Origin of the sequence: Microlunatus antarcticus (assembly GCF_014193425.1) — a bacterium.
Classification (GTDB): domain Bacteria; phylum Actinomycetota; class Actinomycetes; order Propionibacteriales; family Propionibacteriaceae; genus Microlunatus; species Microlunatus antarcticus.
Genome location: NZ_JACHZG010000001.1, coordinates 2,518,463 through 2,535,592 on the forward strand (window position 1 = coordinate 2,518,463; position 17,130 = coordinate 2,535,592).

18 protein-coding genes are annotated in these 17,130 nt (G+C 73.9%); 9 read left to right on the plus strand and 9 right to left on the minus strand.

Going from position 1 to position 17,130, the window contains the following annotated elements:
• Nucleotides 1–136: 136 nt before the first annotated feature.
• Together FHX39_RS11690 and FHX39_RS11695 are read right to left on the minus strand one after the other, a co-directional pair.
• Nucleotides 137–742, minus strand: coding sequence for a hypothetical protein (locus tag FHX39_RS11690; protein ID WP_183338617.1), 606 nt, complete (start codon nucleotides 740–742; stop codon nucleotides 137–139).
• Between the two features lie 13 nt (nucleotides 743–755).
• On the minus strand, nucleotides 756–1,706 hold the full coding sequence (locus FHX39_RS11695) for a tetratricopeptide repeat protein (RefSeq protein ID WP_183338619.1): 951 nt from the start codon (nucleotides 1,704–1,706) through the stop codon (nucleotides 756–758).
• A gap of 91 nt (nucleotides 1,707–1,797) precedes the next feature.
• Here FHX39_RS11695 and pgm point away from each other — a divergent pair, with 91 nt between their 5' ends.
• Nucleotides 1,798–3,432 (plus strand): phosphoglucomutase (alpha-D-glucose-1,6-bisphosphate-dependent), encoded by a 1,635-nt coding sequence (gene pgm, locus FHX39_RS11700; protein ID WP_183338621.1) that lies wholly within the window; start codon nucleotides 1,798–1,800, stop codon nucleotides 3,430–3,432.
• 257 nt (nucleotides 3,433–3,689) lie between these two features.
• Here pgm and FHX39_RS22140 read toward each other — a convergent pair whose 3' ends face one another.
• On the minus strand, nucleotides 3,690–4,358 hold the full coding sequence (locus tag FHX39_RS22140) for a sigma factor-like helix-turn-helix DNA-binding protein (RefSeq protein WP_183338623.1): 669 nt from the start codon (nucleotides 4,356–4,358) through the stop codon (nucleotides 3,690–3,692).
• Complete coding sequence (locus tag FHX39_RS11710; protein WP_183338625.1) at nucleotides 4,348–6,561, minus strand: ATP-binding protein; 2,214 nt, start codon at nucleotides 6,559–6,561, stop codon at nucleotides 4,348–4,350. Before FHX39_RS11710 ends, FHX39_RS22140 begins: the two co-directional genes overlap by 11 nt.
• A 364-nt stretch (nucleotides 6,562–6,925) precedes the next feature.
• Here FHX39_RS11710 and FHX39_RS11715 point away from each other — a divergent pair, with 364 nt between their 5' ends.
• From FHX39_RS11715 to FHX39_RS11735, 5 genes are all read left to right on the plus strand, one after another.
• Nucleotides 6,926–8,110 carry a spore photoproduct lyase family protein gene (locus FHX39_RS11715; protein WP_332836792.1) on the plus strand — a complete coding sequence of 395 codons (1,185 nt, stop codon included), beginning with the start codon at nucleotides 6,926–6,928 and terminating at the stop codon, nucleotides 8,108–8,110.
• Between the two features lie 141 nt (nucleotides 8,111–8,251).
• Entirely contained in the window at nucleotides 8,252–9,454 is a 1,203-nt protein-coding gene (locus tag FHX39_RS11720; RefSeq protein ID WP_183338627.1) for an inorganic phosphate transporter, read from the plus strand.
• Nucleotides 9,455–9,479: 25 nt separating this feature from the next.
• Complete coding sequence (locus tag FHX39_RS11725; protein WP_183338629.1) at nucleotides 9,480–9,758, plus strand: hypothetical protein; 279 nt, start codon at nucleotides 9,480–9,482, stop codon at nucleotides 9,756–9,758.
• Between the two features lie 4 nt (nucleotides 9,759–9,762).
• Complete coding sequence (locus FHX39_RS11730; RefSeq protein ID WP_332836793.1) at nucleotides 9,763–10,098, plus strand: DUF3349 domain-containing protein; 336 nt, start codon at nucleotides 9,763–9,765, stop codon at nucleotides 10,096–10,098.
• A 4-nt stretch (nucleotides 10,099–10,102) separates the two neighbouring features.
• The gene (locus FHX39_RS11735; protein WP_183338631.1) at nucleotides 10,103–10,408 is read left to right on the plus strand and encodes a DUF3349 domain-containing protein; all 306 of its coding nucleotides are present in this window, start codon (nucleotides 10,103–10,105) and stop codon (nucleotides 10,406–10,408) included.
• A gap of 241 nt (nucleotides 10,409–10,649) precedes the next feature.
• On the opposite strand, the gene FHX39_RS11740 is transcribed toward FHX39_RS11735, so the two are convergent.
• The 4 genes from FHX39_RS11740 to meaB all read right to left on the minus strand — a co-directional run bounded on the left by FHX39_RS11740 (nucleotide 10,650) and on the right by meaB (nucleotide 12,965).
• Nucleotides 10,650–11,168, minus strand: coding sequence for a MarR family winged helix-turn-helix transcriptional regulator (locus FHX39_RS11740; RefSeq protein ID WP_332836794.1), 519 nt, complete (start codon nucleotides 11,166–11,168; stop codon nucleotides 10,650–10,652).
• Nucleotides 11,165–11,695, minus strand: coding sequence for a PH domain-containing protein (locus FHX39_RS11745; RefSeq protein ID WP_183338633.1), 531 nt, complete (start codon nucleotides 11,693–11,695; stop codon nucleotides 11,165–11,167). Before FHX39_RS11745 ends, FHX39_RS11740 begins: the two co-directional genes overlap by 4 nt.
• A gap of 15 nt (nucleotides 11,696–11,710) precedes the next feature.
• Nucleotides 11,711–11,878 carry a hypothetical protein gene (locus FHX39_RS11750; protein ID WP_183338635.1) on the minus strand — a complete coding sequence of 56 codons (168 nt, stop codon included), beginning with the start codon at nucleotides 11,876–11,878 and terminating at the stop codon, nucleotides 11,711–11,713.
• A gap of 142 nt (nucleotides 11,879–12,020) precedes the next feature.
• Nucleotides 12,021–12,965, minus strand: coding sequence for a methylmalonyl Co-A mutase-associated GTPase MeaB (gene meaB / locus FHX39_RS11755; RefSeq protein WP_183338637.1), 945 nt, complete (start codon nucleotides 12,963–12,965; stop codon nucleotides 12,021–12,023).
• Between the two features lie 34 nt (nucleotides 12,966–12,999).
• On the opposite strand from meaB, the gene mce reads away from it, so the two are divergent.
• From mce to FHX39_RS11770, 3 genes are all read left to right on the plus strand, one after another.
• On the plus strand, nucleotides 13,000–13,506 hold the full coding sequence (gene mce / locus FHX39_RS11760; protein WP_332836795.1) for a methylmalonyl-CoA epimerase: 507 nt from the start codon (nucleotides 13,000–13,002) through the stop codon (nucleotides 13,504–13,506).
• Nucleotides 13,507–13,597: 91 nt separating this feature from the next.
• The gene (locus FHX39_RS11765) at nucleotides 13,598–15,079 is read left to right on the plus strand and encodes a DivIVA domain-containing protein (protein ID WP_183338639.1); all 1,482 of its coding nucleotides are present in this window, start codon (nucleotides 13,598–13,600) and stop codon (nucleotides 15,077–15,079) included.
• 119 nt (nucleotides 15,080–15,198) lie between these two features.
• Nucleotides 15,199–16,386, plus strand: a complete 1,188-nt coding sequence (locus FHX39_RS11770) for a DivIVA domain-containing protein (RefSeq protein ID WP_183338641.1) — start codon at nucleotides 15,199–15,201, stop codon at nucleotides 16,384–16,386.
• 18 nt (nucleotides 16,387–16,404) lie between these two features.
• On the opposite strand, the gene nucS is transcribed toward FHX39_RS11770, so the two are convergent.
• The gene (gene nucS / locus FHX39_RS11775; RefSeq protein WP_183338643.1) at nucleotides 16,405–17,121 is read right to left on the minus strand and encodes an endonuclease NucS; all 717 of its coding nucleotides are present in this window, start codon (nucleotides 17,119–17,121) and stop codon (nucleotides 16,405–16,407) included.
• Nucleotides 17,122–17,130 lie beyond the last annotated feature (9 nt).

Consider the following 17,130-nt stretch of genomic DNA (forward strand, 5'->3'; position numbering starts at 1 on the left):
AGGACCGTGCCCCTTGCCCGGTAGCCGTCGAGCACGGGCGACCCCGGCGCGGATGGGCCGTGGGTCCGGACGTGGACGGCGATCGTGGCGGCGACGGTCACGGCGGCGCTGGCCACGGGTGCGTCGGAAGAACGCCTCAGGTCCGGGCGAGCTCGAGCCGGATCGACGCCAGGGTGATGGTCAGGAACCGGTCGGTGCACGCGACCTGGCCCTGGCCCGACAGCCCGATCACCCCGTCGACCTGCTTCATGGTCAGCCGGGTGCCGTCCCCGCCCGTGCCGTCGTCCAGCGACCCGCCGCCGGTTGCGGACGTGGGGGTGAAGGTCGCCACCGCGTCGTCGAGCGCGTAGCCGCCCTGGGACTCGCCGTCCACCGTCAGGTTGCCGGTCTGGCCGGCGAGCGTCACGACGACCGGCTCCCGGCCCGCCCCGGCGAGCGTGTAGCCGTCGCCCTCGAAGGTGAGCGTCACGTCGCCGCCCTGCCCCGTCCCGTACGTCGACCCCTGCCCGACCGCGACGAAGCGGACGAGCGCGTAGCGACCGGTGAGGCACTGGGCGGCCGGCAGCGTGGCCAGGGCGGACGGGCTGGGCGTCGTCGCCGCTGTCGGAGCGACCGTCGACGAGGGCGCGGACTCGGCCGACGGGACGGACGAGGCCGACGGGGCGGCCGGCGCCGGACCGCCCGAGCACCCGGCGAGGGCGAGGACCGTCCCCAGCGCGGCGGCGACGACCCGCGCACGCATCAGCGCAGGCACCTCAGAAGAGGGCCGACATGAGGCCGCGGCGGGCGGCGAGCACCCGCGGGTCGGACGGGCCGACGGTCTCGAAGAGCTCGAGGAGCCGTACGCGGGCGGTGTCGCGGTCGGCACCACCCCGACGCACCACGGCGAGCAGGCGCTCGAACGCCGCCTCGACCTCGCCGCTGACCAGGTCGAGGTCGGCGGCGTCGAGCTGGGCCTGCACGTCGGTGGTGTCCGCGGCGCGGGTCAGCGTCGTCTGCGGGTCGAGCACGGACGCCCGGGCGAACAGCCCGGCCTGCGCCTTGCCCAGCGCGGCCTCGCTGTCGTTCGGGTTGGCCTTGAGGAGGAGGTCGAACTCGTCGCGCGCCCGGGCGAAGTCGCCCGCGGCGAGCGCCTCGTCGGCCGCGGCGAACCGCGGGTCGGGCTGTCCGTCGTCGACCGGGTCACCCCCGGCGGCGGCCGAGCCCGGCGCCACGGGCTGCGCCCGCCCGACCATGCCGTTGGCGAGCGCGGTCTTCAGGACCTGGTCGACGGCCTGCTGCACCTGGTCGCGCGGCAGCACGCCCTGGAACAGGGGCACGGCCTGGCCGGAGATGATCGCCAGCACCGTGGGCACGGCCTGGAGCTGGAGCGCCTGCACGATGCCGGGCGCGGTGTCCACGTCGAGGCGGACGAGCAGGAAGCGGCCCTCCGACGCGTTGGCGACCGCGGCGAGGGCCTCGGAGAGCTGGGCACCCGTCGCGACCCGCGGCGAGTAGAGCTCGACGACGACGGGGTGCTGGGTCGACGGGCGGATGGCGTCGTTCTCGAAGGTCTGCTCGCTCGACTCGAGGACGTACGACGGACCGCCGGCCGGCGCGGCCGGACCAGGCGCTCCGGGGGTCGGGCCGGCGGCGGCGGCCTTGGCGCGCGCCGCCAGCTGGGACAGGTCGATGGCTCCGGGACGACTGAAGCTGGACGAGCTCATGACCCCAGTCTTCCAGGCCCCGGCGGGGACGCCCGCCCCGTTCCGAGGACCCCTGGCCGTGACCCGGGTCCCGGTCGGCACAATGACCCCCATGGCTCACCCTCGCGCCGGCCAGCCGGCCCTCCCCGAAGACCTCATCGACGTCGACGCGGTCGTCAGCGCCTACTACGACCTCGTCCCCGACCCGACGAACCCGGACCAGCAGGTCTCGTTCGGCACGTCCGGGCACCGCGGCTCGAGCCTGGACGTCGCGTTCAACGACGCCCACATCGCCGCGACGACGCAGGCGATCGTCGAGTACCGGGCGCAGCAGGGCATCACGGGTCCGCTGTTCCTGGGCAAGGACACCCACGCGCTCTCCAAGCCGGCCTGGATCACCGCGACCGAGGTGCTGATCGCGAACGGGGTGACGCTGCTGGCGGAGAACGAGGAGGACTACACCCCCACGCCCGCCGTGTCGCGAGCGATCGTGGTCCACAACGCGGGGCTGGCGCCGGGCGCGCCCCAGGCCGACGGCATCGTGGTGACCCCCTCGCACAACCCGCCGCGCGACGGCGGCTTCAAGTACAACCCGCCGCACGGCGGGCCCGCGGACACCGACGCGACCTCGGCCATCGCCAAGCGGGCGAACGAGCTGCTGGCCGACCCGTCGGGGATCCGCCGCAAGCGCTACAGCGAGGTCGTCGGCGAGGTCCACCGCCACGACTACCTCGGCGCCTACTGCGAGGACCTGGTGAACGCGCTCGACCTCCGCGCGATCCGCGAGGCCGGCGTCCGGATCGGCGCCGACCCCATGGGCGGGGCGAGCATCCAGTACTGGGACTACATCGCCGAGCACCTGGGCGTCGACCTCACCGTGGTGAACACCAAGGTCGATCCGCGGTGGGCGTTCATGACGCTCGACACCGACGGCAAGATCCGGATGGACTGCTCCTCGCCGAACGCGATGGCCAGCCTCATCCACAACAAGGACGCGTACGAGATCTCCACCGGCAACGACGCCGACTCCGACCGGCACGGCGTCGTGACGCCCGACTTCGGCCTGATGAACCCGAACGCCTACCTCGCGGTGGCCATCTCCTACCTCTACGACCACCGCCCCGGGTGGCGTCTGGACGCAGCCATCGGCAAGACCCTGGTCTCCTCGTCCATGATCAACCGCGTGGCCGAGGACCTCGGCCGCACGCTGATCGAGGTACCGGTCGGCTTCAAGTGGTTCGTTCCGGGCCTGCGCACCGGCGACGTCGCCTTCGGCGGCGAGGAGTCCGCCGGGGCCTCGTTCCTGGCGCTGGACGGCAGCACCTGGACGACGGACAAGGACGGGATCCTGCTCGCCCTGCTGGCCAGCGAGATCAAGGGCGTCACCGGCCGTTCGCCGAGCGAGCTCTACGGCGACCTCACCGCCCGCCACGGCACCCCCGCGTACGCCCGCGTCGACGCACCCGCCGACCGGGAGCAGAAGGCGAAGCTGGCCAAGCTGGATCCCTCGGCCGTCACCGCGACCGAGCTGGCCGGCGAGCCGATCACGGCCAAGCTCACCCGCGCCCCCGGTAACGACGCCCCCATCGGCGGCCTCAAGGTGACGACGGAGTCGGCGTGGTTCGCCGCGCGCCCGTCGGGCACCGAGGACGTCTACAAGATCTACGCGGAGTCGTTCCGCGGACCCGAGCACCTCGCCCAGGTCCAGGAGGCCGCCCGCGAGGTGGTCTCAGCCGCCCTGGCCTGACCGGACGCGGCCTCCAGCCGCCACCGGCCGAGCTGGACAAGAAACCGCTGACTCCGTACGCCCCACGTCGCCCACGAGGCGTCGGGAGTCAGCGATTTCGTCACGCCTCCGGCGGGGTCGCCGTGTCCAGGCACTGACGGCCTCGCCCGCCTGAGCACTCCTGCCCACGTCTTCAGACCACGGTCCGCAAACGCGACCCCCGCCCCAGCTCCGGCGTCACCGACCGACTAGGCGCCGGCGCGCCCGCTACGACACGGCTACCGCGGCTCGATCGGAGGGACGATCCCGTCCTCGATCGCGCGGCGGAGCAGGTCGACCTTGGTCGAGGCCGGGCGCTCGACCTCGGTGTACTTGGCGCGGATCCGGCGCAGGTACTCGCGCGCGCTGTTCTCGGTGACGAAGAGCTGCTGGGCGATCTGGGAGATCTCCAGCCCGGAGACGTACAGGACGAGCACCTCGCGCTCGCGCTCGCTCAGCCGGGCGCGGACGAAGTCGGTGTCGCCGTCGATCATGGCCAGGATCTCGGGTGACACGAGCGTCTGGCCCGCGGCGACCTGGCGCAGCTTGTCGACGGTGACCTGCACGGGCTCGGACTTGCGGCTCAGCCCGTGGGCCCCGGCCGCCAGCGCGCTCCGGATGAGCCGGGGGTTGTCGAGGACCGAGTAGACGAGCACCCGCGAACCGGCCGCGACCACCCGGGCCACCGTGTCGCCGGGGTCGGAGCCGTCGCCGAGCACGAGGTCGAGCACCACGACGTCGGGGGCCTGCTGCTCGACGATCGCGAGCAGGGTGGCGGCGTTCGTGGCGTGGCCCCGCAGCCGGACGGGGCGTCCGCTGCCGAGCCGGGCGGCGGCCACGAGCCCGATCCAGACCACGTCGTGGTCGTCGGCCACCACCACCGTGATCGGCGTCGCCTCACGCACCACGCGTCTCCACCTCCGAGGTCGTCAGTACCCCGAACGCGTCGATGCGGACGAGGCGGGTGCCCACGGAGTCCTCCGTCAGCACGGACGCGGCGAGCTCCCCGTCCTCCGGGGCGAGCCTCACGACGAGCCGCGCGACCGAGGAGGTCGCGAGGGAGCGCCGGACGACGTCCAGGAGCACCGTCCCGAGCCGGGGCGGGAGCGCGGTGCTCCGGCTGTCGACCAGGCGGACGTCGACCCCCCGGCGGCGGGCGTCCTCGGTGAGGACGGCCAGTTCGTCGCTCATGACGTTGCGCGCCACGAGGGACTCGCGCAGAGTCGCCTCCACGAGGAGCGCCTCCTGACGGAGCCCGACGGGGACCGGGCCGGTCCCCTCCGACAGCCGCTCGAGCACGGAGCGGGACTGCGCCCGGAGGTCGGCCATCCAGAGCGCGCGCTGGACCAGGGCGACATGCTGCCGCGCGGAGGCGTCGAGGGCGGCGTCCTCCTGGCTCCGCAGCACGACCTGGCGCCGGCTGATCGCTCGGAGCACGCGGGTGACGAGGATGACCACCGCGACGACGAGGACCTGGCCCGACCCCGCCCGCAGCAGACCGCCCCAGCCGAGCCCGCTCGTGATGCACGTCCAGGTGATCCCCGCCTCGACGGCGAGCAGTGCGCCGACCGCCCAGCCCGGCCGACCTCGGACCACCAGCACCACCATCACCAGGTCCGCCGGGAACGTGTGCCAGTGCAGGACGTCCGGCTGGTCGTAGCGCACGACGGCCTGGGTCATCAGGAGGGCCAGCGCGACCTCCAGCGCGACCACGACGACCGTGACGCCGAGCGGGAGCCGCAGGCCGTCGTACGGGGCCAGGACGAGGTAAGTGGCCAGCAGCACGACCACCATGCCGGTCAGCACCGCCGGCGGGCTCTCGAGGCTGCCGAACGTGACGAGACCGACCCCGACGCCGACGCCGACGGCCGCCCAGACGGCGGCGACGAACTGGCCGGTCGGGAAGTCGACGGGCAGCCGGTCGTCGGCGCCCGGCGGCACCACGACGACCCGCTCGGGCGCGACCGCCGACCCGCTCCAACCGAGCTCGAACTCCGTCCCCCGCCCGGGCGCCGTGCGCAGGCGCGGCCTGACCCCCACCCGACGGCAGGCCTCCAGCATCGAGCCGCGGACGCCGAACCGGTCCGCCGCGACCGCGGTCAGGTCGAAGCCACGACCGTCGTCCACGACGCGCACGACGAGGTGGAGCGTGCCGGCCCGTAGCCCGGCCCGCAGCTCGACCTCGGTCCGCCGGGCCTGGGCGTGGTGCACGGTGTTGCGCACCGCCTCCCGCAGTGCGGTCAGGACCGACCCGGCGACGGCGCTCGGGACCGGGCTCAGTGCCGCGCCCACGTCGACCCGCTCGACGAGCACCACGTCCGGGCTCACCCGGCGGACCGTCTGCTCGACCAGCCTCGCCAGCACCGAGACGGACAGGACACCGTCCGCGGACGCCTCCGGCCGGGCGTCGATGACGGCCAGGGTATGGCGCGCGAGCAGCGCGGTGGCCCGTCCGGTGGTGGCCTCCGTGCTGTGGGCGGCCGCCGCGAGCGTGGTCATCACGTCGTCGTGGATCAGCTGGTCGAGCCGGGCGCGTTCCTCGGCGAGCGCCTTCTCGACGGCCTGGCGCAGCTCGACGGCGGAGACCTCCCGAGCGCGGGCGTCGGCGGCGACGGCCGAGTCGAGCATCCCGCGGGCGACGACGGCGATGACGATGCCGGCCACCACCCCGAACACACCCTCGGCGGCCGCGATCGTCAACCCGGTCGCACCACCCGCCGGCGTCGTGCGGGCCACCGTCCAGGCCGCGGCGAGGAGCACGCCGTAGCCCACGCCCGCCCCGATGCCGCGCCAGAGGCCGGCACAGACGACAGCCAGGCCGACCTGCCACCACAGGAAGGGCTGAGGCCCGACGAGCACCGGAGGCGCCGCCGACGGGAAGGTCGAGACCGCCACGAGGGTGAGCACCGCGAACGCCCCCGCCCAGGGACGGAACGGACGTCGACGGGTGGCCTGGACGACCATCCCCAGCACCACGACGCCCTGCAGGACGCAGAAGGGCAGGAGCCACCACACGGCGAGACCCGGCCCCTGCATCGACAGCTGGAACAGCCCGGGCGCGAGACCGACGACGCTGGAGACCGCCAGGACGCGGTCGATCATCGTGGTCATGTCGCGGGCGATGGGCGTGCCGGTAGGCCGAGGTACCCCTGGACCGTCCTCGGTCCGGAGCGCGCCCGGCGCTACGGTCACGTGCCTCCTCCGGTCCGCGGCCTGCCCCTGGGTCGGTTCGGCCCCCGACGAGGGCACGCCACGACCCGGAGGCGGGCGCGCCCTGTCGAGGGCCGGCCTCCCGCCCCCCGGGATCCGGTGACCGCGCGCACATCCCCCGATCGCGCCGTGATCACCGGAGTCACACGACTATCCTGGAAATATCGGTTGATCAAGTAATTGCACCGCAAATCATCTGGCTTGTCCCCCGTACGAGGGACGTCCTGCCGTTTTCTTCTCTTTCGGTCTCGAGGCTCCCCCGAACGTGTCGCCCGCTCTGATCCCGCTCGAGCCAATCTCCGACGAGCCCGTCTCCGACGAGCCGCACTCCGACCAGCCCGGTCCCGACGAGCCCACGCGCGACGGCCACGGCCGCGTCCGCCGCTGGCTCCCCCGTCGCGTGCTGGTGATGAAGGCCGCCGCCGACCTCCCGCACACCGCCGAGGTCCTCCGCCGCGTGACCGCGGCCGGGGTGGACGACGTCGAGGTCGTCGGCCGGGTCTCCGCCCCGCGTGGTGCCACCGAGCGCGAGACGTACGCCTGGGCGAAGTCGACGCTGGCCCTCGTGGTCGCACCGCCCAGCGCGCGGACGCCCCAGCCCATCCCGCCGAGCGCGGACTGGCGCATCGACCTCGCCCGGGGCTGCCCGGCGCACTGCCAGTACTGCTACCTCGCCGGCTCGCTCACCGGTCCGCCGGTGACCCGGGTCTTCGCGAACCTCGACGAGGTCCTCGCCCCCATCGCCGAGCTGGCCGGCCAGGGCACCGTGACCAGCGGCACCGCCGCCCGGGGTCACGAGGGGACCACCTTCGAGCTCTCCTGCTACACCGACCCCCTGGGCATCGAGCACGTGACCGGCTCGCTCGCGACCGCGATCCAGCGCGTCGGCACCGGCCGCTACGGCGACGAGGCCAGCCTGCGGTTCACCACGAAGTTCGACGACGTGGAGGAGCTGGCCGCGCTCGACCACGGCGGCCGTACGCGGGCCCGGTTCTCCGTCAACGCGGCCGAGGTCGCCGCCCGGTTCGACGGCGGCACGGCGCCGATGCCCGGCCGGCTGCGGGCGTTGGCCACCCTCGCCGCCGCGGGCTACCCGGTCGGGCTGACCGTCGCCCCCGTGATGCCGGTCGAGGGCTGGCGCGAGGCGTACGGGCAGCTCCTCGACGACGTCCGCGCGGCCCTGGCCCCCGTCGCCGCCGCCGGACGTCCCGTCGACCTCACGGTCGAGGTGATCACGCACCGCTTCACCCCGGGCAGCCGCGACGTGCTGCTCTCCTGGTACCCGAAGACCAAGCTCGAGATGGACGAGTCGGCGCGCAGCCAGAAGCGTTCGAAGTTCGGCGGGGTCAAGTACGTCTACCCCCGCGACACCATGCGCGAGCTGCGGGCCTGGTTCGAGTCCGAGGTGCCCGCGCGGCTGCCCGGCACCCCCCTGCTCTACCTCACGTAGGGCGCACGGCAGGGCCTCCGGGGCCTCGTTCGGGGTCGCCCGATGTCCGGTGTCAGCCGTGGAGGTGAACACTGCGTGAATCATCCTCCGCCGACCCGTTCGGGGTAGATATCCATAGCCTCCGAACCCCACGATCGACCCGTGACTGAAGCTCTCTTCATCCTCGGGATCGTCGTGATCACGGCCTTGGCGTTCGACTTCACCAACGGCTTCCACGACACCGCCAACGCCATGGCCACGTCCATCGCGACCGGAGCCCTCAAGCCCAAGACGGCCGTCCTCCTCGCCGCCACCCTCAACCTCGTCGGGGCGTTCCTCAGCATCCAGGTCGCCCTGACGGTCAGCAACAAGATCATCCACATCCAGGGCGCCAACGGGGCCCCGGTCCCCGAGCTCATGGGGGTGCCGATCCTGACGATCATCTTCGCCGGGCTCGTCGGCGGGATCCTCTGGAACATCGCGACCTGGCTGCTCGGCCTGCCGTCGTCCTCCTCGCACGCGCTCTTCGGCGGCCTGATCGGGTCGGCCATCGCCGCGCTGGGTCTCGACGGGGTGAAGTGGGACGGCGTGGTGTCCTCGGTGATCCTCCCGGCCTTCTTCTCCCCCGTCGTCGCTGGCCTCGTGGCCGCGCTCGGGACCTTCGTCGTCTTCAAGATCACCGCGGCGGTCGCCACCGGCCCGCGCGAGAAGGGCTTCCGCTGGGGCCAGATCGGGTCGGCCTCGCTGGTCGCCCTCGCGCACGGCACCAACGATGCGCAGAAGACGATGGGCGTGATCACGCTCGCCCTGATCGCGTACGGCAGCTGGACCGCGGGCGAGGGCATCCCGCTGTGGGTGAAGATCGCCTGCGCCGTGGCCATCGCCTCCGGCACCTACATCGGTGGCTGGCGCGTCATCCGCACGCTCGGCAAGGGTCTCGTCGAGATCAGCTCGCCGCAGGGCATGGCGGCCGAGTTCGCCTCCGCCGCGGTCATCCTGTCCTCGAGCCACCTCGGCATGGCGCTCTCCACCACGCACGTCGCCACCGGGTCGATCCTCGGCTCGGGCGTCGGCCGCCCGGGTGCGACCGTCCGCTGGGGCGTCGCCGGCCGCATGGCCATCGCCTGGGTCATCACCCTCCCGGCCGCGGCCGTCGTCGGGGCCATCTGCTGGGCCATCGCCCACGGCGTCGGCGGGGCGCTCGGCACCGGGCTCGTCTTCGCGATCCTGGTCGTCGTGGCCGGGCTGATGTTCCGGCACTCGCGCAAGACCAAGATCGACCCGAACAACGTCAACGAGGACTGGGACGGGGGCCTCCACCCCAAGAGCGCCCCGGCCGAGTCCAAGACCCCCGTCAACGTCTGACCGCCGGAAAGGCGACGAGAACATCATGGGCGAGATCTTCCTGAAGGCGTTCGAGGCTCTGTGGCAGGTCCTGGTGGCCGGCATCATCCTCGGCGCCGGCCTGCCGGCCGTCTTCGCGCTCGGCATCAAGGCGCTCGGCACCGGGCGTACGCTCGCGGCCGACGGCGCCACCTACACCACCCCGCCCACCGGAGCGGGCCGCGCGGGTTCGACGGTCCTCTTCGCGGTCTGCGTCGCGGCCATCCTCTTCGGGATCTTCCTCGTCGTGGCCAGCGGCTTCGGGCTCAAGATCTTCGGGAGCTGATCACGTGACCACCACCGAGAGCACCGACCAGCCGAACATCGCGGTGCGGGTCCTCAACTGGCTGGAGGCCGGCTACCCCGAGGGCGTCCCGCCCCAGGACCGGTTCCCGCTGATCGCGCTCCTGCAGCGTCGGCTGACCGACGACCAGACGCGGCAGATCGTGCACGACCTCACCTCCTCCGAGGCGCAGCAGAGCCGGGGCGAGGACGAGATCACGCAGGACGAGATCGAGGAGCTGATCCAGCGCCACCTGCGCGAGTCGCCCTCGTCCGACGACGTGACGCGCGTGTCCGCCCGTCTCGCGGCCGCCGGCTGGCCGCTGGCGGACGCGCCGGAGTGACGTGGTGAGCCTGACGGGCTGGGTCACCTCCGTCGTCGGCTGGCTGAAGGCCGGCTACCCGAACGGGGTGCCCCAGGCCGACTACGTCCCGCTGCTCGCGGTGCTGACCCGCCGGCTCAGCAGCGACGAGGTGCTCGCCGTCGCCACGCAGCTGATGCGTGACGGCCAGCTGCCGGTGGACGACATCGACATCGGCACGATGATCACCAAGGTCAGCGACGAGCTGCCCCGCGAAGAGGACATCAGCCGGGTCCGCAACCGGCTGGCCCTCGGCGGGTGGCCGCTGGCCGACCCGCACACCACGAGCTGAGCCGTACGCGTCGGGCACACCCTGCTCGCGGCGGCATCACTTGCTCGCGTCGAGCCTGCTCGCGTCCGCACACCCTGCTCTCCAGGGCACACCCTGCTCGCGTCGGCACACCCTGCAGGGTGTGCCGATGGGTGCAGGGTGTGCCCCTGAAGACCAGGTGTGCCGCTGTGGGCAGGGTGTGCCGGGGCAGGGTGTGCCGGGGCAAAGTCCGCCCGCGCGTCCGGCCGAGGCCGGGACTGCGTCAGACCTCGAAGTCGCCGGCCGCCTTGCGCGGCGGGGTGAGCAGCTCGGTGAGGTCGTCGCACTGCTCGTCGCTCAGGGAGCCCAGGCCGAAGCGGGCGCCCATCACGACCTCGGTCGCGCGCTCGACGAGCTCGCGGCCCGCCGGGGTGATCGAGGCCAGGATCGCGCGGCCGTCCTCGGGGTGCGGCGTACGGCGGATCAGCTCGGCGGCCTCGAGCCGCTTGACCAGCGGGGTGACGGACGTGGCGTGCACCTGCAGCCGCTCGCCGATCTTGCCCAGCGGCAGGGCGCCCCGGCGCGAGAACGACAGCAGCACCAGGACCTCGTAACGCGCGAAGGTGAGCCCGAGCGGCCGCAGCCGTTCGTCGAGCTCGGTCAGCACGAGCTGGTGGACGCGCATGAGCGAGGTGACGGCGCGCATCCGAGGCACGTCGCCCCAGTGCTGCGACCACTGCCCGGCCGCCGCCTCGATGGGGTCGAAGGGCAGGCTCGGCCGGCGCGGCTGCTGGGGGCTCACGTCCCGTCGTCCTGGGCCGGGGCGGTCGCCCGCAGGCCGGCGCGCTGCATGGTGTCCTGCAGGACCACGTCGCGCCCGTCGATGTCGGCGACGAAGCGGATCTCGCTGATGCCCTGCACCTGGGCGGCGGACTCGAACACGAAGTGACCGTAGTTGAGCATCCGACCGAGCAGCGGCTTCTTGACCGTGATGTCGAGGATCCGCCCCAGCGGGACGCTCGCGCGCTGGGTGCTGAACGTGCCGTGCACCCGGAACACGCGCATGTTGGTGATGACGAAGCGGTCCCGGAACTCGTCCAGCACCCGGAACAGGGCCTGCCCGCCGAGCACGAGCCCCCCGATCAGCAGGACCCAGCGGAGCGGGCCCGCGTACGCGAAGGCGCTCACCACGACGGGCACCGACACGACGAAGCGCGCCCAGGCGAGCACGCTCGCGACCCAGTGCTTGTGCACCTCGCGCACCACGTACTCGCCCTGGTCGCTCAGGAGGTACTGGTCCACGTGCGGGTCCAGCCAGGCGGCGATCACGGCGGGCCGGTCGCCCTAGGAGGCGAGGCTGGTGAAGAAGGTGATGATCGAGCCGAACGCCTTGCCCACGGCCAGGAACGCCGTCCGCACCGCGGCGGCGGCGCCCTCGGGCTGGTTGACGACGTAGAACAGGCAGAACCCGACGACGAGCACGAAGACGAAGCGCTTCACCCACTTGGTCACGCGTTGCCCCCTGCCGGTCGTGCCTGCGGTCCTGCCACGTCGGCGTCGCCGAGTGCCGGGCCGCTCACGGGCCCGCGCACAGTTCTACCGAACGCAGCACCCGAACCCGGACTGCCACGCCGTCGGGCGCGCCGGGCTCACGTCAGCGGGCGAGCAGGTCACGGGCCGCGGCGTACGGGTCGAGCCGACCGGCGGCGACCTCGGCCGCGAGGCGGTCCAGCTCGCCGGCCCCGCCGGGTGCGCTCGCGCGGACCTGCGCGAGCACGAGCTGCTCGACCTCACCGCGGGCCCGGGCCGTACGCCGGACGTCCCAGCCGCCGGTCCGGCGCTGGTGCTCGGCGAAGTCCGCGACCGCGGCGAGGACGTCGTCCACGCCGGTCCCCTCGACGCTCGAGAGCGCCACCACGGGCGGCACCCAGTCCCCCGGCTCCCGGTGCCCGTGGGCCACCATCGCCCGCAGCTCCCGGGCCAGCCCGGAGGCACCGTCCCGGTCGGCCTTGGTCACGACCAGCACGTCGGCGACCTCGAGCACGCCCGCCTTGGCCAGCTGGACACCGTCGCCGGCGCCCGGGGCCAGCAGCACGAGCGTGACGTCGGCCGTGGCCGCCACCGCGACCTCCGACTGGCCGACCCCGACCGTCTCCACGAGCGTCGTGGCGCACCCCGCGGCGTCCAGCACGCGCAGCGCGGCGGGGACGGCGGCGGCGAGGCCGCCCAGCTCGCCGCGGGTGGCCATGGAACGGATGTGCACGCCCGCGTCGAGGGCGTGCTCCTGCATGCGGACCCGGTCGCCGAGGACGGCCCCGCCGGAGAAGGGGGAGGTGGGGTCGACGGCGAGCACGCCGACGCGTTCCCCGCGTTCGCGCAGGCGGGCGACCAGCGCGCCGACCGCGCTCGACTTGCCGACGCCGGGCGACCCGGTGAGCCCGACGACCAGCGCGTGGCCCGTGTCCGCGGCCAGGTCGGCGACCAGGCCGGGCACCAGCGGCGACCCGCTCTCGACCAGGCTGATCAGTCGGCCGATCGCGCGCGGGCGGCCGGCCCGGACACCGGCGACCAGCGCGGCCGGGTCCACGGTCGTCACCACCCGGTCATCCTCGCAGGGCCTCTACGGTGGGGACGTGGTCGACCACGAGCCCGACGGCAGTCCCTCCGCGACGACGAGCGGCGGACTCGGCGACGCTGGCCTGCTGGGCGACCTCGGGATCCTGGCGGTCGACCACGTCGGGCTCGCGGTGCCCGACCTCGACGCCGCCATCGCCTTCCACACGGACGTGCTCGGGCTCGTCCTGGTCCACCGCGAGGTGAACGAGCGCCAGGGCGTCGCGGAGGCGATGCTCGCGGCCCGGGGTGCTCCGGACGGGGCCGCCGAGGTGCAGCTCCTCGCGCCGCTCGACGCGAGCTCGACGCTGACCCGGTTCCTGGAGCGGTCCGGACCGGGGCTGCAGCAGCTCGCCTACCGGGTCGCCGACCTCGACGCGGCGTGCGCCGTACTCCGCTCCCGGGGCGTCCGCCTGCTCTACACTCGGCCCGAGACGGGCACGCGTGGGTCGAGGATCAACTTCGTCCATCCGAAGGACGCCGGTGGTGTCCTCGTCGAGCTGGTGGAGACCTCCGGTCCACACTGAGCCGATCGATTGCGGCCGCGTCGCGCACGACCCGGCGGGGGCGCGGGTCGACGGGGGTGGAGCCCCTGACCTTCGAGGAGGAACGTCACACATGGCCCGTTCGGAGAACGCCGGTCTCGGTCTGTTCGAGGACACCGCGAGCGCGGCGGGGAACTTCCCCGGTGCGCTGCGCGGCTACGACCGCCAGGCGGTCGACGAGTACGTCCGCACGCTCGAGGCGAGCGTCGTGCAGTCGCGCAGCCACGCCGCGGAGCTGGAGAAGCAGGTCACCGGCCTGCAGGACTCGCTGCAGGAGAGCAAGCTGCGCGAGACCGACCCCGACGACGTCGACTACGCGGGCCTCGGCGGGCGGGCGAACGAGATCCTCCGCCTCGCCCAGGAGCAGGCCCACGACCTCACCACCGCGGCGACCCTCGAGGGCGAGCGCATCCGCGAGGAGGCGCGCCGCGACGCCGCCACCCAGCGCGAGCAGGCCGAGCGCGACAGCGGCGAGCTGCGGACGGGTGGGCTGAGCGAGATCAGCGAGCTGCGGACGCGGCTGCAGGACGAGGTCGCCGGGCAGGTCGCCCGCGCCCAGGCCGAGTCCTCCGCCCTGCTCGACGCCGCCCGGCGCGAGGGCGAGTCGCTGCGGCTGCAGGCCGCCCACGACGCCGCCGCGCTGCGGAACGAGGCGCAGCTGGAGACCGACGGCCTGCGCCGCGAGGTCGAGCGCGAGGTGGCCGACGCCCACGCCGAGCTGGCCCGCGAGCGCGAGGAGAGCGTCGCCCGCGCCCGCGGCGAGCACGAGGAGCTGACCGAGCAGACCCGGGCGATGCTGGCCGAGGCCGCCCAGCACCACACCGAGTCCACCGGGCGGCTGGAGAGCGACATCGCCGAGTCGGCCCGGATCCGGGCCGAGGCGGTCAGCGAGGCCGAGCAGGTCCGCGGCAACGCGATCGCCGAGGCGGAGAACCGCATCGCCACCGCCCGCAAGCAGGCCGCCGCCATCACGGCCCGTACGCAGCAGGAGTTCTCCTGGCGCAAGCAGCAGCTGCGCCGCGAGACCGAGCTGCTGCAGCAGCGCAAGCAGGCGGTGCTCAGCCAGCTGGCCAGCCTGTCCGACCTGGCGCAGCAGACTGCGTCGTCGTTCCCGGACCTCGACGAGGACCAGGACCAGGACACGTCGAACGCCACGGGCCAGGGCTCGGGGTCCGAGGCGTCCGAGCAGGCCGGCCCGGCCGCGCAGAGCGCCCACGAGGGCTCGGACGTCGACGAGATCCCCGAGGACGGCACCGACCGCACGGTGCTGAAGAGCTACGCCGCCCCGACGCTGCCGCCGGCCGAGCGCGAGGCCGACGGCGGTGAGCCGGAGACCGTCGAAGACCCGGCGACCGGGTCGTCGAGCGAGGCCGAGACCGAGACCAGGACCGAGGACCGGAGCGGGGAGTCGGGCAGCGGGACGACCACGGAGCCCGGCACGCCCGACGACGACGAGCCCGACGTCCCGATGGACGGGGAGCCGACCCTGCTCGCCGCCCCGGGCCGGCTGCCCGCCACCGAGAGCACCCAGCGCCGTGGTGGCCCGCTGCGCTGACCCGTGCGTCGGACCCGGCGGTTCGCAGCCAGGACCGCCGGGGCCGACCCGCTAACCTGGCGCCTGGTACGGGATCCCCCGCCGTCCAGGGGACCCCGGCGTTGTCCAGGGGGGCCGACATGAGCACAGTTCGTCACGCAGAGGGAGACCCGGCCACGGGTTTCTTCGCCAGCGCGCGCAAGGGGTACGACCGTGCCGCGGTCGACCGCTTCGTCGAGGACACCCAGAGCCAGATCGCGGGGCTGAGCCGCGAGGTCGAGAGCCTGGCTGCCCAGAACCGGGCCATGGCCGCCAAGCAGGCCATGACGACCGACTACTCCAGCCTCGGCGGTCGGGCGCAGGAGATCCTGCGCATCGCCGAGGAGCAGGCGCGCGAGACGACGCAGCGTGCGACCACCGCCGCCGACGACCTCGTCGCCGGGGCCGAGCGCGACGCCGACCGGATGCGCGACGACACCGTGCACGAGCTGGCCGGGCTGCGCGAGCACCGGCTGGCCGAGCTCGACGTGCTGCGGCGCCGGACGGAGGACGACAGCACCCTCGCGGTCGAGCGCGCTCACGCGTCCGCCCAGCAGCTGCTGGCCGCCGCCCGGCTCGAGGCCGAGGCCGTACGGACCGAGGCCCAGGCCCGCGCGCACGACCTGGTGCAGGCCGCCGTCTACGAGGCCGAGCAGCAGCGCGCCGCCGCGCAGCGCGAGGCCGCCGCGGTCGCCGCGGACGTCGCCGCCCACCGCGAGACCACCTACGCCGAGCTGCAGCGGGCGCAGGAGGAGGCCGCCGCGCACGTCGAGGCGATGCTCGCCGAGGCGACCCGGCAGCAGACGACCACCGCGGCGCACCTGGCCGCCGAGACCGAGCAGGCCGTCGCCCTGCGCGCCGAGGCCCTCGCCGACGCGGAGCGCGTCCGCACGACCGCCGACGCCGACGCCGCGGACGCCGTGGCCCGGGCGCAGCAGCAGGCCGCGACCATCGACGAGCGTGCGCGGCAGGAGTACGCGTGGCGCCGGCGCCAGATGCGCCAGGAGCAGGCGCTGCTCGACCAGCGACGTTCCGCGATCCTGGGCCAGCTGACCTCGCTGAGCGCCCTGGCGGCCGAGACCGCGGGCAACCTGCCCGAGGTGCCCGAGATCCTCTTCAGCGACTTCGAGTCGGTGTCGTCGGGCTCGACCGACGCCCGCACCGACGCCCGCACCGCCGCGCCGACCTCCGCGGACGAGCGGGCCGACGACCGGGGCCACGACCAGGCGGACGAGCACCAGGACGAGGACGCCACGACGGTCCGCTACCTCGATTCCCGCTCCGCCTGACCTCGCGGGCCGTCCGCCTCAGAACAGGCGCGAACCCGGGTCGTCCAGGCCGCGCAGGACGTCGTAGTCCACGAGGACGCAGGTCAGGCCGCGGTCCTCGGCCAGCGTGCGCGCCTGCTTGGTGATGCTCTGCGCGGCGAAGATGCCGCGGACCGGGGCGAGCAGGGCGTCGCGGTTGAGCAGCTCGCGGTAGCGGGTGAGCTGCTCGACGCCGTCGATCTCGCCCTTGCGCTTGATCTCGACGATCACGTACGCGTCGTCCGCGTCGCGGCAGAGCAGGTCGACCGGCCCCACGGGCGTGGGGTGCTCGCGCCGGACCAGGGACAGGCCGGGCGCGATGGTGGCCGGGTGCTCGGCGAGCAGCGCCTGCAGGTGGGCCTCGACGCCGTCCTTGACCAGACCGGGGTCGACCCCGAGCTCGTGGCTGGAGTCGCTCAGCACCTCGCCGATCGAGATCTGCAGCGTGTCCCCGTCGCGCCCGCGCACCTCCCACACCGCGGTCAGCGGCTCGGCGACGACGGCCGACCCCGGCAGCGGGTCGGGTACGGGCGGGGCCGGGCGCTCGGTGAGCGTGCAGGGCGGGCTCATCCAGTTGAGCGGCTTGAACGCGCGGTCGTCGGCGTGGATGGACACGGAGCCGTCGGCCTTGACCAGGATGAGGCGCGTGGCCATCGGCAGGTGGGCCGTGAGCCGTCCCGCGTAGTCGACCTGGCACCGAGCGATGAGCAGACGCACCGCGCCACC

Coding starts and splice junctions, on each gene's coding strand:
- FHX39_RS11725 (WP_183338629.1), top strand. CDS start 9,480: ATGGGCGAGATCTTCCTGAAGGCGTTCGAGGCTCTGTGGCAGGTCCTG.
- FHX39_RS11690 (WP_183338617.1), bottom strand. CDS start 742: ATGCGTGCGCGGGTCGTCGCCGCCGCGCTGGGGACGGTCCTCGCCCTC.
- FHX39_RS11710 (WP_183338625.1), bottom strand. CDS start 6,561: ATGACCACGATGATCGACCGCGTCCTGGCGGTCTCCAGCGTCGTCGGT.
- FHX39_RS11695 (WP_183338619.1), bottom strand. CDS start 1,706: ATGAGCTCGTCCAGCTTCAGTCGTCCCGGAGCCATCGACCTGTCCCAG.
- pgm (WP_183338621.1), top strand. CDS start 1,798: ATGGCTCACCCTCGCGCCGGCCAGCCGGCCCTCCCCGAAGACCTCATC.
- FHX39_RS11770 (WP_183338641.1), top strand. CDS start 15,199: ATGAGCACAGTTCGTCACGCAGAGGGAGACCCGGCCACGGGTTTCTTC.
- FHX39_RS11765 (WP_183338639.1), top strand. CDS start 13,598: ATGGCCCGTTCGGAGAACGCCGGTCTCGGTCTGTTCGAGGACACCGCG.